General features: G+C 57.1%; 15 protein-coding genes and 1 pseudogene. 7 read left to right on the forward strand and 9 right to left on the reverse strand.

Annotation, left to right across the window (positions count from 1 at the left end):
* The first annotated feature begins 63 nt into the window (after nucleotides 1–63).
* Genes ACQUTP_RS18505 through tilS form a run of 3 tightly spaced genes read left to right on the forward strand, consistent with a single transcriptional unit; the run spans nucleotide 64 to nucleotide 4020 of the window.
* Complete coding sequence (locus ACQUTP_RS18505) at nucleotides 64–2217, forward strand: lysine decarboxylase LdcC (protein ID WP_004204462.1); 2154 nt, start codon at nucleotides 64–66, stop codon at nucleotides 2215–2217.
* 46 nt (nucleotides 2218–2263) lie between these two features.
* Entirely contained in the window at nucleotides 2264–2653 is a 390-nt protein-coding gene (locus ACQUTP_RS18510) for a VOC family protein (RefSeq protein ID WP_048323048.1), read from the forward strand.
* A 53-nt stretch (nucleotides 2654–2706) separates the two neighbouring features.
* A complete protein-coding gene (gene tilS, locus ACQUTP_RS18515) occupies nucleotides 2707–4020 on the forward strand; it encodes a tRNA lysidine(34) synthetase TilS (RefSeq protein ID WP_096833512.1) in 1314 nt (437 codons plus the stop codon).
* A 12-nt stretch (nucleotides 4021–4032) separates the two neighbouring features.
* On the opposite strand, the gene rof is transcribed toward tilS, so the two are convergent.
* Together rof and ACQUTP_RS18525 are read right to left on the reverse strand one after the other, a co-directional pair.
* Nucleotides 4033–4293 carry a Rho-binding antiterminator gene (rof, locus tag ACQUTP_RS18520; protein WP_002889424.1) on the reverse strand — a complete coding sequence of 87 codons (261 nt, stop codon included), beginning with the start codon at nucleotides 4291–4293 and terminating at the stop codon, nucleotides 4033–4035.
* Complete coding sequence (locus tag ACQUTP_RS18525; RefSeq protein WP_002889429.1) at nucleotides 4280–4480, reverse strand: YaeP family protein; 201 nt, start codon at nucleotides 4478–4480, stop codon at nucleotides 4280–4282. Before ACQUTP_RS18525 ends, rof begins: the two co-directional genes overlap by 14 nt.
* 196 nt (nucleotides 4481–4676) lie before the next feature.
* Between ACQUTP_RS18525 and ACQUTP_RS18530 the strand changes: the two genes are divergently transcribed.
* From ACQUTP_RS18530 to nlpE, 3 genes are read left to right on the forward strand one after another with little or no spacing between them, the layout of a single operon-like run.
* Nucleotides 4677–5222, forward strand: coding sequence for a YaeQ family protein (locus tag ACQUTP_RS18530; protein WP_004204466.1), 546 nt, complete (start codon nucleotides 4677–4679; stop codon nucleotides 5220–5222).
* Complete coding sequence (arfB, locus tag ACQUTP_RS18535; protein ID WP_004204468.1) at nucleotides 5219–5632, forward strand: alternative ribosome rescue aminoacyl-tRNA hydrolase ArfB; 414 nt, start codon at nucleotides 5219–5221, stop codon at nucleotides 5630–5632. The genes ACQUTP_RS18530 and arfB overlap by 4 nt, the downstream gene beginning before the upstream one ends.
* Nucleotides 5633–5674: 42 nt before the next feature.
* On the forward strand, nucleotides 5675–6373 hold the full coding sequence (gene nlpE / locus ACQUTP_RS18540) for an envelope stress response activation lipoprotein NlpE (protein ID WP_004204471.1): 699 nt from the start codon (nucleotides 5675–5677) through the stop codon (nucleotides 6371–6373).
* Nucleotides 6374–6560: 187 nt separating this feature from the next.
* Here nlpE and ACQUTP_RS18545 read toward each other — a convergent pair.
* From ACQUTP_RS18545 to metN, 7 genes and pseudogenes are all read right to left on the reverse strand, one after another.
* A pseudogene (locus ACQUTP_RS18545) lies at nucleotides 6561–6854 on the reverse strand (YaeF family permuted papain-like enzyme); the annotation flags it as partial.
* A 58-nt stretch (nucleotides 6855–6912) separates the two neighbouring features.
* The gene (proS, locus tag ACQUTP_RS18550) at nucleotides 6913–8631 is read right to left on the reverse strand and encodes a proline--tRNA ligase (protein WP_004204474.1); all 1719 of its coding nucleotides are present in this window, start codon (nucleotides 8629–8631) and stop codon (nucleotides 6913–6915) included.
* Nucleotides 8632–8743: 112 nt separating this feature from the next.
* Nucleotides 8744–9451 (reverse strand): tRNA (N6-threonylcarbamoyladenosine(37)-N6)-methyltransferase TrmO, encoded by a 708-nt coding sequence (tsaA, locus tag ACQUTP_RS18555; protein ID WP_017900660.1) that lies wholly within the window; start codon nucleotides 9449–9451, stop codon nucleotides 8744–8746.
* The gene (rcsF, locus tag ACQUTP_RS18560) at nucleotides 9448–9855 is read right to left on the reverse strand and encodes an Rcs stress response system protein RcsF (RefSeq protein WP_004204477.1); all 408 of its coding nucleotides are present in this window, start codon (nucleotides 9853–9855) and stop codon (nucleotides 9448–9450) included. Before rcsF ends, tsaA begins: the two co-directional genes overlap by 4 nt.
* A gap of 107 nt (nucleotides 9856–9962) precedes the next feature.
* Complete coding sequence (metQ, locus tag ACQUTP_RS18565; protein ID WP_002889445.1) at nucleotides 9963–10778, reverse strand: methionine ABC transporter substrate-binding lipoprotein MetQ; 816 nt, start codon at nucleotides 10776–10778, stop codon at nucleotides 9963–9965.
* A gap of 43 nt (nucleotides 10779–10821) precedes the next feature.
* Entirely contained in the window at nucleotides 10822–11475 is a 654-nt protein-coding gene (locus tag ACQUTP_RS18570; protein ID WP_004204478.1) for a methionine ABC transporter permease MetI, read from the reverse strand.
* Nucleotides 11468–12499: a methionine ABC transporter ATP-binding protein MetN gene (gene metN / locus ACQUTP_RS18575; RefSeq protein ID WP_002889450.1), complete on the reverse strand. Its 1032-nt coding sequence runs from the start codon at nucleotides 12497–12499 to the stop codon at nucleotides 11468–11470. The genes ACQUTP_RS18570 and metN overlap by 8 nt, the downstream gene beginning before the upstream one ends.
* Before the next feature lie 188 nt (nucleotides 12500–12687).
* Between metN and gmhB the strand changes: the two genes are divergently transcribed.
* Complete coding sequence (gene gmhB, locus ACQUTP_RS18580; protein ID WP_004204479.1) at nucleotides 12688–13254, forward strand: D-glycero-beta-D-manno-heptose 1,7-bisphosphate 7-phosphatase; 567 nt, start codon at nucleotides 12688–12690, stop codon at nucleotides 13252–13254.
* The last annotated feature ends 302 nt before the right edge of the window (nucleotides 13255–13556 follow it).

Consider the following 13556-nt stretch of genomic DNA (forward strand, 5'->3'; position numbering starts at 1 on the left):
TATGTGCGATGCGCCCAGGGGATTGCTATGATGCTGGACTTAGGTGAATACCAGGAGGAAAGCGTGAATATCATCGCCATCATGGGGCCTCACGGCGTCTATCACAAAGACGAGCCGATCAAAGAACTGGAAGCGGCGCTGCAGCGCCAGGGCTTTCAGACCATCTGGCCGCAAAACAGCGCCGACCTGCTGCAGTTTATCGAGCACAACCCGCGCATCTGCGGCGTGATCTTCGACTGGGATGAGTACAGCGTCGATCTGTGCAGCGATATCAATCAGCTCAATGAATATCTGCCTCTGTACGCCTTTATTAATGCCCACTCGACGATGGATGTCAGCAGTCAGGATCTGCGCATGACGCTGTGGTTCTTCGAATATGCGCTGGGACTCTCCGAAGAGATCGCCACCCGCATCGGGCAGTATACCCGCGAGTACCTGGACAATATCACCCCGCCGTTTACCCGCGCGCTGTTTAACTATGTGCAGGAGGGTAAATATACCTTTTGTACGCCGGGTCATATGGGCGGCAGCGCCTATCAGAAAAGCCCAGTGGGCTGCCTGTTCTATGACTTTTTTGGCGGGAATACGCTGAAGGCGGATGTCTCGATTTCGGTCACCGAGCTGGGCTCCCTGCTGGATCATACCGGCCCGCATCTGGAGGCGGAGGAGTATATCGCTCGCGCCTTTGGCGCCGAGCAAAGCTATATGGTGACCAACGGTACCTCAACGTCCAATAAAATTGTCGGCATGTACTCGGCGCCCGCCGGCAGCACGCTGCTGATTGACCGTAACTGTCACAAATCGCTGGCCCACCTGCTGATGATGAGCGATGTGGTTCCCCTGTGGCTGAAGCCGACCCGCAACGCGCTGGGGATCCTCGGCGGTATCCCCCGGCGCGAGTTTACCCGCGACAGTATTCAGCAGAAAGTGCGCGACACGGGCGGGGCGCAGTGGCCCGTGCATGCGGTGATCACCAACTCCACCTACGATGGCCTGCTCTACAACACCACCTGGCTTAAAGAGACGCTCGACGTCCCGTCGATCCATTTCGATTCCGCCTGGGTGCCGTATACCCATTTCCATCCGATATATCAGGGGAAAAGCGGCATGAGCGGTGAGCGGATCCCCGGTAAAGTCATCTTCGAGACGCAGTCGACGCATAAGATGCTGGCCGCGCTGTCGCAGGCCTCGTTGATCCACATTAAGGGCAACTATGATGAAGAGACCTTTAATGAAGCCTTTATGATGCATACCTCTACATCGCCGAGCTACCCCATCGTCGCGTCGATTGAGACCGCGGCGGCGATGCTGCGCGGTAACTCCGGTAAGCGCCTGATCCAGCGCTCCATTGAGCGGGCGCTGGACTTCCGTAAAGAGGTGCAGCGACTGCGCGAAGAGTCGGACGGCTGGTTCTTTGATATCTGGCAGCCGGAAGCGGTGGATAAAGCCGAGTGCTGGCCGGTAGCGCCGGGCGAAGACTGGCACGGTTTCAAAGATGCCGATGCGGATCATATGTATCTCGATCCGGTGAAGGTCACCATTCTGACGCCGGGCATGGACGAGCAGGGGAATATGGATGAAGAGGGGATCCCGGCGGCGCTGGTGGCGAAGTTCCTCGACGAGCGGGGCGTGGTGGTGGAGAAAACGGGCCCCTACAACCTGCTGTTCCTCTTTAGCATCGGTATCGATAAAACCCGGGCGATGGGGCTGCTGCGCGGCCTGACCGAATTTAAGCGTGCCTACGATCTCAATCTGCGGGTGAAGAATATGCTGCCGGATCTGTACGCCGAAGATCCCGACTTCTACCGCAATATGCGGATCCAGGATCTGGCGCAGGGGATCCACCGCTTGATCCGCCAGCACCAGCTGCCGCAGCTGATGCTCAGCGCCTTTGACGTCCTACCGGAAATGAAAATGACGCCGCATCATGCCTGGCAGCGCCAGATCAAAGGTGAGGTGGAAACCATTGAACTGGAGAACCTGGTGGGCCGGATTTCGGCCAACATGATCCTCCCTTATCCGCCGGGGGTACCGCTGCTGATGCCAGGAGAGATGATCACGGAGGAGAGCCGGGCGGTGCTCGACTTCCTGCTGATGCTCTGCTCCATAGGACGTCATTACCCGGGGTTTGAGACCGATATTCACGGCGCGAAGCGCGATGAGGACGGCGTTTATCGGGTACGAGTCTTAAAAAATGACGAAAGGCTTGCGCGTTAACGGCGCGCACGAGTAACGTGGCTGGCTTAACAGAAGGAGTTTGACCATGCTGGGTTTGAAACGGGTTCACCATATTGCCATCATTGCGACCGACTACGCCCGCAGTAAAGCGTTCTATTGCGATACTCTGGGGTTTACGCTGCAAAGCGAGTTTTATCGCGCCGAGCGTGACTCCTGGAAAGGCGATCTGGCGCTCAACGGCGAGTATGTGATTGAGCTGTTCTCGTTCCCGTTTCCGCCAGCCCGCCCAAGTCGTCCGGAAGCCTGCGGGCTGCGTCATCTGGCCTTTAGCGTGGATGATATCGACGCTGCGGTAGCGCATTTGACTGTGCATGGCGTGGAGTGCGAAGCGATTCGCGTCGATCCCTTTACCGGTAAACGCTTTACCTTCTTTAGCGATCCGGACGACCTGCCGCTGGAAATATATCAGCAGTAAACCTTGCCAGCGCGACCCTGGCCCGGTAACGTGCCGGGCCATCACTTCTCGGTATGTTTGTGGTTATGACGGCTGACATTGCGCATACGCTTCATCCCCATCGCCAGCTGCTGGTGGCCTTCAGCGGCGGTCTGGACTCGACGGTTCTTCTGCATCAGCTGGTGCTGCTGCGGGAACAGGATCCCTCGCTGACGCTGCGGGCGGTGCATGTTCACCACGGCCTTAGCGCCCACGCAGACGACTGGGTGGCGCACTGTCGGCAGATTTGCCAGCAGTGGCAGGTGCCGTTGGTGGTGCATCGCGTGACGTTAGCCCGGGGCGGCCTGGGCGTCGAGGCCCATGCCCGTGCGGCGCGCTATCAGGCCTTTCAGGATACGCTCAATGCCGGCGAGGTGTTAGTGACCGCCCAGCACCAGGATGACCAGTGCGAAACGCTGCTGCTGGCGTTAAAACGCGGCAGCGGTCCTACTGGTCTGTCGGCGATGGCGCCATCCTCTGCCTTTGCCGAGAGCCGACTACTGCGTCCTCTCCTCAATGAAACCCGCGAATCGCTACGCCAGTGGGCGCTCGCCCATCAGTTGTCGTGGATTGAAGATGAGAGTAATCAGGACGATACCTATGACCGCAACTTTCTGCGCCTGCGGGTGATCCCGCTGCTGCGCGAGCGCTGGCCGCACTTTAGCGAGGCCGTCGCTCGCAGCGCCAGCCTGTGCGCCGAGCAGGAGCAACTGCTGGACGAGATACTGGCGGCGGAGCTCGCGTCGCTGGTGGCCGAAGACGGGTCGCTGGCTATCGCACCACTGACGTCGATGAGTTCTCCCCGCCGCGCGGCGCTGCTGCGTCGCTGGCTCGCCGGGCAGCGGGCGCCGATGCCTGCCCGCGAGGTGCCGGAGCGCCTCTGGCACGAGGTGGCGCTGGCGCGGGAAGATGCCAGCCCCTGCCTGCGGTTGGGGGAATTTACCGTCCGTCGTTTTCAGCAGCGCTTGTACTGGGTGAGATATGTACCCGGGCAGGCGGATAGCGTCCAGCACTGGCCCGACTGGCGCCAGCCGCTGCGGCTGGCGGACGGTCTCGGCGAGCTGATGCTGCAGCCGGGCGGCAGGCTGCGCCCGCCCTCGGCGGATGAGCCGGTCACCGTCCGCTTTCGCGCCAGCGGCAATCAGCATATCGTTGGGCGTCATGGCGGCCGTAAGCTAAAGAAGATCTGGCAGGAGCTGGGCGTTGCTCCGTGGCGACGAGACACCACGCCGCTGCTGTTTTACGGTGAAACGCCGATTGCCGCAGCGGACAATCTGTTTGTGACCCACGAAGGTGAAGTCAAAGACGGGGAAGGGGTCAGTCTGACATGGAGGAAAACGGGCGGTTAAGCCCGTTTTGATTCAGGATTCGCTCACCACCACGGTGCCGATTTCCGGGTGACTGAAGCTGGCGATTTTATCCAGGCGCAGCTCGCGGACGTTACCGGCGAGTTCGACCACCAGATACTCGATATTTTTACGCGAGATTAGATCGCTGGCCTTCGCCTGCAGCTGTTCGCCATCCTTCAGCGCCAGCGTCAGCACCAGGTGATGCTGGCAGGCCAGCTCCAGGTTGTCGTAATCATCGCAGTTAATGGGTTGATAAGTATCATTCATTGACATAATCGCTCACCAGTAAGTTTGCTGCCGCATAAGCGGCCTTTTCCCTGACTGACTCCGAAAGGGCCTCATCCGCCGCAATCTCATTCAATACTTTCAACACGCAACCCAGCGCATCCGGGATATACCCTAAGTCTCCGCTGGCTATTTCCGCATACCGCTTGCGTATTAACTCACAATAGTGGTCCACATGCCCTCCTGTCAGCGTTCTGACTCAACCGTGGGATGCAAGTTTAAGCCTACGAAGATAAACTCTGTTTAGCAAGGGAACTATATCATAGTCATTTAAGCAATTTCAGCAGGATGAAACAGGTTGCTGCGATTGCTGACAGCCTTTTGCCGCCAGTTTCGCTACAATGTACGCCATTTTTTTCAGGAGTTTATTCATGGCGCTGAAAGCGACGATATATAAAGCCGCGGTGAATGTAGCCGATCTGGATCGCAACCAGTTTCTGGATGCTAACCTGACGCTGGCGCAGCACCCGTCGGAAACCCAGGAGCGCATGATGCTGCGCCTGCTGGCGTGGATCAAATATGCCGATGAACGGCTGCAGTTTACGCGCGGCCTCTCGTCAGACGACGAGCCGGAGCTGTGGCTGCTTAACGATCATCTCGGGGTTGATCTGTGGATCGAGCTGGGGCTGCCGGACGAGAAACGTATCAAGAAAGCCTGCTCGCGGGCGCAGGCGGTGGCGTTGTTCGCCTATAACAGCCGGGCGGCTGAAATCTGGTGGCAGCAAAATCAGAACAAGCTTGCGGCGTACCCGAAGCTGACCATCTGGTATCTTGATGATGCCCAGCTGGCGCAGCTTAGCGCTTTTGCCGACCGCACGATGACGCTGCAGGCCACTTTGCAGGAGGGGAGCATCTGGTTATCCGATGCTCAGAATAATCTGGAAATTCAGCTTACCGCCTGGCAAGCGCCGGCATGATTACTATCAGCCGCAGTGTGGCCATTGCTGACAACGAGATCACGCTGGAAGGTATTCGCGCCCAGGGGGCCGGGGGCCAGCACGTGAACAAAGCGTCGACCGCGATCCATCTGCGCTTCGATATTAAAGCCTCGAGCCTGCCGGCGTTTTACAAAGAGCGCCTGCTCGCCGCCAGCCATCACTTAATTTCTGCTGACGGTGTGGTTATCATTAAGGCTCAGGAATACCGCAGTCAGGAGATGAACCGCGAAGCGGCGATCGCCCGGCTGGTGGCCCTTATCAAAGAATTAACCGCAGTGCAAAAAAGTCGCCGGGAGACGCGACCGACTCGGGCATCCAAAGAGCGTCGCCTTGCTTCTAAGGCGCAAAAGTCCTCAGTCAAGGCGCTGCGTGGAAAAGTTCGCCAGTGAAGGCGTAGGCGAACGGGTGGAATGGATCATAAGGAAAGTAGAGTGAAGAAAATCATATTCTCCGTGATAGCGGCCTGTTCGCTGTTCGCGCTGTTTGGTTGTAACCATCGCGCCGAAAATGACACGGTTCAGCCGGCAGCGATGGAAGAGCTCAAACCGATGCAGCAAAGCTGGCGTGGGGTGCTGCCCTGCGCGGATTGCGAAGGCATCGACACCTCGCTGTTCCTGGAAAAAGACGGTACCTGGGTGATGAATGAGCACTACCAGGGCGCTGGTCGTGAACCATCTTCCTTTGCCTCTTACGGCACCTGGGCGCGTACGGCGGATAAGCTGGTACTGACCAACAGCAAGGGCGAAAAATCGTACTTTCGCGCGAAGGGCGACAAGCTGGAGATGCTCGACCGCAACGGGAGTCCCATTCAGTCTCCTCTCAACTATACCCTGGAGCCGGTGAAGGCCAGCCTGCCGACCACCCCGATGGCGATGCGTGGCATGTACTTCTATATGGCCGATGCGGCAACCTTTACTGATTGCGCGACCGGTAAACGCGTCGCGGTGGCGAACAATGCCCAGCTTGAGCGGGATTATGCCGCTGCCCGCGGCAATGATTCACGTCCGGTTCTGCTGGTGGTGGAAGGGCACTTTACCCTCGAGGCGAACCCGGATACCGGCGAAATGATGAAAACGCTGATGACGGATCAGGCCGGCAAATTTATTCCAGGGAAAGACTGCGGACACTGATTGTCCGGCTCCTGCCCGGGGAATGGGCAGGAGATACGCCTCAGCGGTAGCCGGCCAGCGGACTTCGTTCATGGTGGTTTTACCGTCCCCCTTTTCCACCAACCATAGCGCACGAATCATGAGCCTCATGACGGGTGGGAAAGGGCAAATCGTTCTTTTACTCCGCACCGGCCTTCGGTTTGTTCACCAGATACAGCGCGACGTGGCTCACGGAAGAGGGACTGAAGGCGCGGATCCCAAACGAAGTGACGCCGAGGCTGGAGAAGAAGAGCAGGTCGCCGGAACGTAGGTCGCTTTCGGCGATTTCGCGCAGTCCGCTGCCGGCAATCGAGCTGTGGCGCTGGAGGGGGACCGCCCATGGCAGTGAGCGGCTATCGGTAGCGGATGCGGAAGGGGCGTTGCGGCCGACGTCTACAGTGCAGGCGGTAGGCAGGAGCAGGGCGGAGGTCAGCAGCCCGCTGCTGAGAAGAGGTGCAGTCATGGGTACAGTCCTTGTAAAAAAAAGGCCCTGACATCCGTTCAGGGCCCTGGTTGGGTGATTAGCCTTTTATCGCTTTAACCAGATATTCCACAATATCCCCGGTCTTAATCAGCTGCTTCTCACCGTTGCGACGATACTTGTATTCGATATCGTCATTGTCGAGGTTACGATCGCCCAGCACGATGGTGTGCGGGATACCGATCAGCTCCATATCGGCGAACATCACGCCCGGACGCTCTTTACGATCGTCCATCAGCACTTCAATACCCTGGGCGCTCAGCTCGGCGTACAGTTTCTCCGCCAGCTCCTGCACACGGTAAGATTTGTGCATGTTCATCGGCAGGATCGCCACCTGGAATGGCGCAATCGCATCCGGCCAGACGATACCGCGATCGTCAAAGTTCTGCTCAATCGCCGCCGCCACTACGCGAGTGACCCCGATACCATAGCAACCCATCGTCAGGATCTGGTTGCGGCCATCTTCGCCCTGGACCGCGGCTTTCATCGCCTCGGAGTACTTCGTCCCCAGCTGGAAGATATGACCCACTTCGATACCGCGCTTGATAAGCAGGGTACCTTTGCCGTCCGGGCTCGGATCGCCGGCGACGACGTTACGGATGTCCGCGACTTCCGGCGTGGCGACATCGCGGTCCCAGTTGATGCCGAAGTAGTGTTTGCCATCGATGTTGGCGCCGGCGGCGAAATCGCTCATCACCGCCACAGTACGGTCGATAATCACCGGCACCGGCAGGTTCACCGGACCCAGGGAGCCCGGACCGGCTTTCACCAGGGCGCGGATCTCTTCTTCGGTGGCGAAGGTCAGCGGGCTGGCGACCTGCGGCAGTTTTTCCGCTTTCACTTCGTTCAGCTCGTGATCGCCGCGCACCAGCAGGGCAACCAGCGGGGAAGCGCTATCTTCAACCGCTTTCACCAGCAGGGTTTTCACGGTTTTTTCGATCGGCAGGTTGAACTGCTCAACCAGCTCGGCGATGGTTTTGGCGTTCGGCGTGTCGACCAGGGTCATCTCCTGGGTGGCGGCCGCGCGCGGCGTTTTCGGCGCAACGGCTTCCGCAAACTCGATGTTTGCCGCGTAGTCGGAGCTGTCGGAGAAGATCACATCGTCTTCGCCGCTCTGCGCCAGCACCTGGAATTCATGAGAGGCGCTGCCGCCGATAGAGCCGGTATCAGCCTGTACCGCGCGGAAGTCCAGCCCCATGCGGCTGAAGATTTTACTGTAAGCGGCGTACATCGCATCGTAGGTTTCCTGCAGCGATTCCTGCGAAGTATGGAAAGAGTACGCATCTTTCATCAGGAATTCGCGGGAGCGCATCACGCCGAAACGCGGACGCACTTCGTCGCGGAATTTGGTCTGGATCTGATAGAAGTTCAGCGGCAGCTGCTTATAGGAGTTCAGCTCGTTGCGGATCAGGTCGGTGATGACCTCTTCGTGGGTTGGACCGAGGACGAACGGACGATCGCCACGATCGGCAATGCGCAGCAGTTCCGGGCCGTACTGCTCCCAGCGACCGCTCTCCTGCCATAGTTCAGATGGCTGAACGACCGGCATTAACACCTCGATCGCACCGGCGTTGTTCATCTCTTCACGCACGATGTTTTCGACTTTTTTCAGGACGCGCACGCCGGTCGGCAGCCAGGTGTATAACCCGGAGGCCAGCTTGCGGATCATCCCGGCGCGCAGCATCAGCTGGTGGCTGATTACCTCGGCGTCGGCAGGTGTCTCCTTCAGAGTGGAGAGCAGATATTGGCTAGTACGCATGTTGTAACGGTTCCAGTTAAACGAGCGGAACAGGCTGGTTGCCCAGCCTGAAACAAAAAAAGTGGTTTAGTTTACCAGTGTGGCAAAGATGCCAAAAGAGAGGAAAATAAAATTAGCGCGCTTCGAGGGCAAAGACTTCAAAACCGGCGGCAGTCACCCGCCAGCGGACGTTGAAATCCAGCAGCCAGACGGCGTAATTTTTACCTGCCTCTTCTTCCTTACGGTAGGCCGGACGCGGATCCTGCGCCAGCACCTCTCGGATAAACGCCTTCAGATGCGGATAACGCTTCTCCAGATGCAAAAGCTGCGTTTCGACCTCGGCGGTAAAACTGACGACCTGATCCGCCTGCGGTGCCTGTTGCGCGTAGCTGGCGTGCGCGTTGGGCAGCGCTTCGGCAAACGGCAGATAGGGTTTGATGTCGACCACCGGCGTACCGTCGACGAGATCGAGGCTGCCGAGCTCCAGTATCACCTGCTCTTTCTGACAGCGAACGCCCTTCAGCTCAACCAGCGACATGCCAATGGGATTGGGGCGAAACGTGGAGCGGGTGGCGAAGACGCCCATACGCGCGTTGCCCCCGAGACGGGGAGGGCGCACCGTCGGACGCCAGCCGCCTTCCATGGTCTGATGAAACACAAACAAGATCCACAGATGGCTGAAGCTTTCCAGACCACGCACGGCGTCGGCCTGGTTGTAGGGCGCGATCAGATGGAGTTCTCCGCCGCCGTGCTTGACCAGACCCGGCTGGCGAGGCACGGCAAACTTCTCTTTATACGGCGAGCGGATCACGCCTATCTGCGCGAACTGAAATGCACTCATTGCGCCGAGACGTTAAGCGCCGAGCCCAGACAAACCGCCTGACGGTAGCAGCCTGGGGTACCGCTGGTCACTTCGCAGCGGTGCAGCAGGACAGCATTGGCTTTCATTCGTGCGGCATTAATCTGCAGGCGCTTGCGGGCGGTAGGGATATTCGGCGGAGAATCCTGATTCGAAGCCTGGCAGGACTCGCCAGACACTTCACCCAGATCGCGGAACGGTTTACCTACCAGCTCTGACGCATCGGTATAAATACGTACCGGCGCCGGACGGGTTGCGCGTGGTTTGGTCGGCTCCGATTTAACCGGAGGAGTTGCAGTGCTTTGAACAGGCTCGACGGGAGATCTGCTTAGCATGGAACAACCGCTTAACATGAGTGCTATCAAACAGACCGGTAAAGCACGCATAATATTTCCTCAATGAATAAAAAACAGGGCGTTATTGAATCAGGTGCTTGCATAAATGACAAGACGGGCGTGAAGCCCGTCCTGAATGATATTACGGTGAGAAAAGATTACCAGCCTTTCACTGCGCCGCCGTTAAAGATCTTGTTTGCTGCTTCGTAAACTTCATCGCTCTGGTAAGCCTGAACGAATTTTTTCACATTCTCAGCATCTTTATTGTCTTCACGCGCCACGATCAGGTTCACGTACGGCGACTCTTTCCCTTCAACAAAGATGCCGTCTTTCGCCGGGGTCAGGCCAATCTGGCTGGCGTAAGTGGTGTTGATAACGGCCAGCGCAATCTGCGCGTCGTCGAGAGAACGCGGCAGCTGCGGTGCTTCCAGTTCAACAATCTTCAGGTTTTTCGGGTTCTCGACGATATCCAGCGAGGTCGGCAGCAGGCCAACGCCGTCTTTCAGTTTGATCAGGCCCACCTGCTGCAGCAGCAGCAGAGAACGACCGAGGTTGGTCGGATCGTTAGGGACGGCGATCTGCGAGCCCGGCTGCAGTTCGTCCAGCGATTTGATTTTCTTCGAGTAACCCGCGATCGGGTAGACGAAGGTATTGCCGACAGCCACCAGCTTGTAGCCGCGGTCTTTAATCTGCTGGTCGAGGTACGGTTTATGCTGGAAGGCGTTGACGTCGATATCACCTTTGCTCAGCGCTTCGTTCGGCAGAACGTAATCGTTGAAGGTCACCAGCTCAACGTCAAGGCCATACTTCTCTTTTGCCACTTTCTGCGCGACTTCAGCGACCTGCTGCTCCGCCCCGACGATAACGCCGACTTTAATATGATTCGGATCTTTTTCATCCTGACCGCAACCCACCAGCGCCAGAGAACCGATTAACGCACCAACTGCCGCAAAGGTTTTGAAATTAAAGGCCATGTTATTTCCTTCCTGTAAGAATGAGTGTTGTCTGCCAATAACGTTATTTATGAGTCACAGCCCGGACGATGCGATCGCCAGAGAATTGAATTAAATAAACCAGAATAACCAGCAATACCAGTACGGTATTCATCACGGTGGCGTTGTAGCCGATATAGCCATACTGATAACCAATCTGCCCCAAACCGCCGGCGCCCACCGCGCCGCCCATGGCGGAATAGCCCACCAGGGTGATAAGAGTGATAGTGGCGGCGTTGACCAGACCCGGCAGCGCTTCAGGCAGCAGAACCTTACGCACGATCTGCAGCGGCGTAGCGCCCATTGCCCGGGAGGCTTCAATAAGGCCTGTCGGGATCTCCAGCAGCGCGTTCTCCACCATGCGAGCGATAAACGGCGCGGCGCCCACTGTCAACGGCACGATCGCCGCCTGCAGGCCGATTGAGGTGCCGACGATCACGCGGGTAAACGGGATCATCCAGACCAACAGGATAATGAACGGGATGGAGCGGAAAATGTTCACCAGCGCCGACAGCGTCCGGTACAGTTTAGCATTGGCGACGATTTGCCCCGGACGGGTCACGTACAGCAGCACGCCCACCGGCAGACCAAGGACAAAACCGAAGAAGCCGGAGACAAAGGTCATTGCCAGCGTTTCCCATACGCCGCGCAACAGCAGCCACATCATTGCCTCAGACATAACCCAATACCTCTACTTTTACATGATGTTCCTGCAGCCAGGCGATAGCCGCCTGAGTGTCTTCCTGTGTACCGTGCATTTCAGTCAGCATGATGCCGAACTTCACCCCGCCGGCATAATCCATCTGCGCGCTAATAATGTTGTTATTCACGTTGAAGCGACGCGCGGTTTCAGAAAGCAGCGGCGCATCGACGGAGTGGCCGGTAAATTCCATGCGCAGCATCGGTACGCTATCCGCTGTAGCGGTAGGTTTCAGGCGTGCCTGGTAGTCATCCGGAATATCCAGGTGCAGGGTCGACTGAATAAACTGCTGGGCCAGCGGCGTCTTCGGATGGGAGAAGACTTCGCTCACCGTGTCCTGCTCAATCAACTGGCCGTTGCTAATCACTGCCACGCAGTCGCAAATGCGTTTCACCACATCCATTTCGTGGGTGATCAGCAGGATGGTCAGCCCCAGACGACGGTTAATATCTTTCAGCAGTTCGAGAATGGAACGGGTGGTGGCCGGATCCAGGGCGCTGGTGGCTTCATCGCACAGCAGTACCTTGGGGTTACTGGCCAGCGCGCGGGCAATGGCGACACGCTGTTTCTGACCGCCGGAGAGATTAGCCGGATAGCTGTCGTGCTTATCACCCAGGCCGACAAGATCCAGCAGCTCCGTCACGCGGCGTTTGATTTCTGCCTGTGGCGTGTTATCCAGCTCCAGAGGTAACGCCACGTTGCCGAAAACGGTGCGGGATGCCAGCAGGTTAAAATGCTGGAAAATCATGCCAATCTGACGGCGAGCGCGGGTTAGCTCTTTTTCCGACAGCGCAGTCAGCTCCTGACCGTCAACCTGTACGCTGCCCTCAGTCGGTCGCTCCAGCAGGTTAACACAGCGAATCAGCGTACTTTTACCGGCGCCGGAGGCACCGATGACGCCGTAAATCTGTCCGGCAGGGACATGCAGGCTGACGTTATTCAGCGCCTGAATGCTGCGATTCCCCTGCTGGAACACTTTGGTGATATTGGAAAGTTTAATCATCAGTTATTTATTATCGTTTAGCCGTTTGCCGTGGCATTTTCTTCTGCCGTATCCAGGCGATGCCTGGCAATGAAATGGATGTTAAGGCATCCAGACGTCTAAATCAATCTGACTCTTTATAATGAGCACTTTCTTGCATGCGGAAACATGCGATACTAACGGCACTAGCCTTTTTCAGGAGCAAACCGGTGGCAAAGTCAGTACCCGCAATTTTTCTCGACCGTGACGGCACTATTAATGTCGATCATGGCTACGTCCACGAAATCGACAATTTTGAATTTATCGATGGCGTCATTGACGCAATGCGCGAACTAAAAGAGATGGGCTACGCGCTGGTGCTGGTCACTAACCAGTCCGGTATTGCTCGCGGTAAATTTACCGAAGCCCAGTTTGAAACGCTGACCGAATGGATGGACTGGTCTCTGGCAGACCGTGGCGTCGATCTGGACGGTATCTATTATTGCCCGCATCACCCGCAGGGTGCGGTTGAGGAGTACCGTCAGACCTGTGATTGCCGTAAACCGCATCCGGGGATGCTGATCTCAGCTCGCGATTATCTGCATATCGATATGGCCGCTTCCTATATGGTAGGGGACAAACTGGAAGATATGCAGGCTGCAGCGGCTGCTGATGTCGGTACTAAAGTGCTGGTACGTACCGGTAAGCCTGTTACTGAAGAAGCGGAAAAAGCCGCGGACTGGGTGCTAAATAGCCTGACAGAGCTGCCGGCGGCGATTAAAAAGCAGCAAAAATAAGCGTTACGTATAAAAGATGAGCGGTTGAAATAAAATTGTATTTTTCCGCTTGTCATTCCCGGCGGGCTCCCTATAATGCGCCTCCATCGACACGGCGGATGTGAATCACTTCACACAAACAGCCAGTTCGGTTGAAGAGAAAAATCCTGAAAAACGGGTTGACTCTGAAAGAGGAAGGCGTAATATACGCCACCTCGCGACAGAGCGCTAAAGCGCGTCGCAACTGCTCTTTAACAATTTATCAGACAATCTGTGTGGGCACTCAAAGTGACATGGATTCTTAACGTCCTCGGACGAAAAAT

Source organism: Klebsiella sp. 2-CIP_Kleb., assembly GCF_050378715.1.
Taxonomy (GTDB): Bacteria; Pseudomonadota; Gammaproteobacteria; order Enterobacterales; family Enterobacteriaceae; genus Klebsiella; species Klebsiella quasipneumoniae.

Bases quoted from the DNA above. Each gene is read 5' to 3' on its own strand.
- ACQUTP_RS18530 (WP_004204466.1), top strand. From the start codon at position 4,677: ATGGCGCTGAAAGCGACGATATATAAAGCCGCGGTGAATGTAGCCGAT.
- rcsF (WP_004204477.1), bottom strand. From the start codon at position 9,855: ATGCGTGCTTTACCGGTCTGTTTGATAGCACTCATGTTAAGCGGTTGT.
- ACQUTP_RS18570 (WP_004204478.1), bottom strand. From the start codon at position 11,475: ATGTCTGAGGCAATGATGTGGCTGCTGTTGCGCGGCGTATGGGAAACG.
- tilS (WP_096833512.1), top strand. From the start codon at position 2,707: ATGTTTGTGGTTATGACGGCTGACATTGCGCATACGCTTCATCCCCAT.
- arfB (WP_004204468.1), top strand. From the start codon at position 5,219: ATGATTACTATCAGCCGCAGTGTGGCCATTGCTGACAACGAGATCACG.
- tsaA (WP_017900660.1), bottom strand. From the start codon at position 9,451: ATGAGTGCATTTCAGTTCGCGCAGATAGGCGTGATCCGCTCGCCGTAT.
- proS (WP_004204474.1), bottom strand. From the start codon at position 8,631: ATGCGTACTAGCCAATATCTGCTCTCCACTCTGAAGGAGACACCTGCC.
- rof (WP_002889424.1), bottom strand. From the start codon at position 4,293: ATGTCAATGAATGATACTTATCAACCCATTAACTGCGATGATTACGAC.
- metQ (WP_002889445.1), bottom strand. From the start codon at position 10,778: ATGGCCTTTAATTTCAAAACCTTTGCGGCAGTTGGTGCGTTAATCGGT.
- ACQUTP_RS18510 (WP_048323048.1), top strand. From the start codon at position 2,264: ATGCTGGGTTTGAAACGGGTTCACCATATTGCCATCATTGCGACCGAC.
- metN (WP_002889450.1), bottom strand. From the start codon at position 12,499: ATGATTAAACTTTCCAATATCACCAAAGTGTTCCAGCAGGGGAATCGC.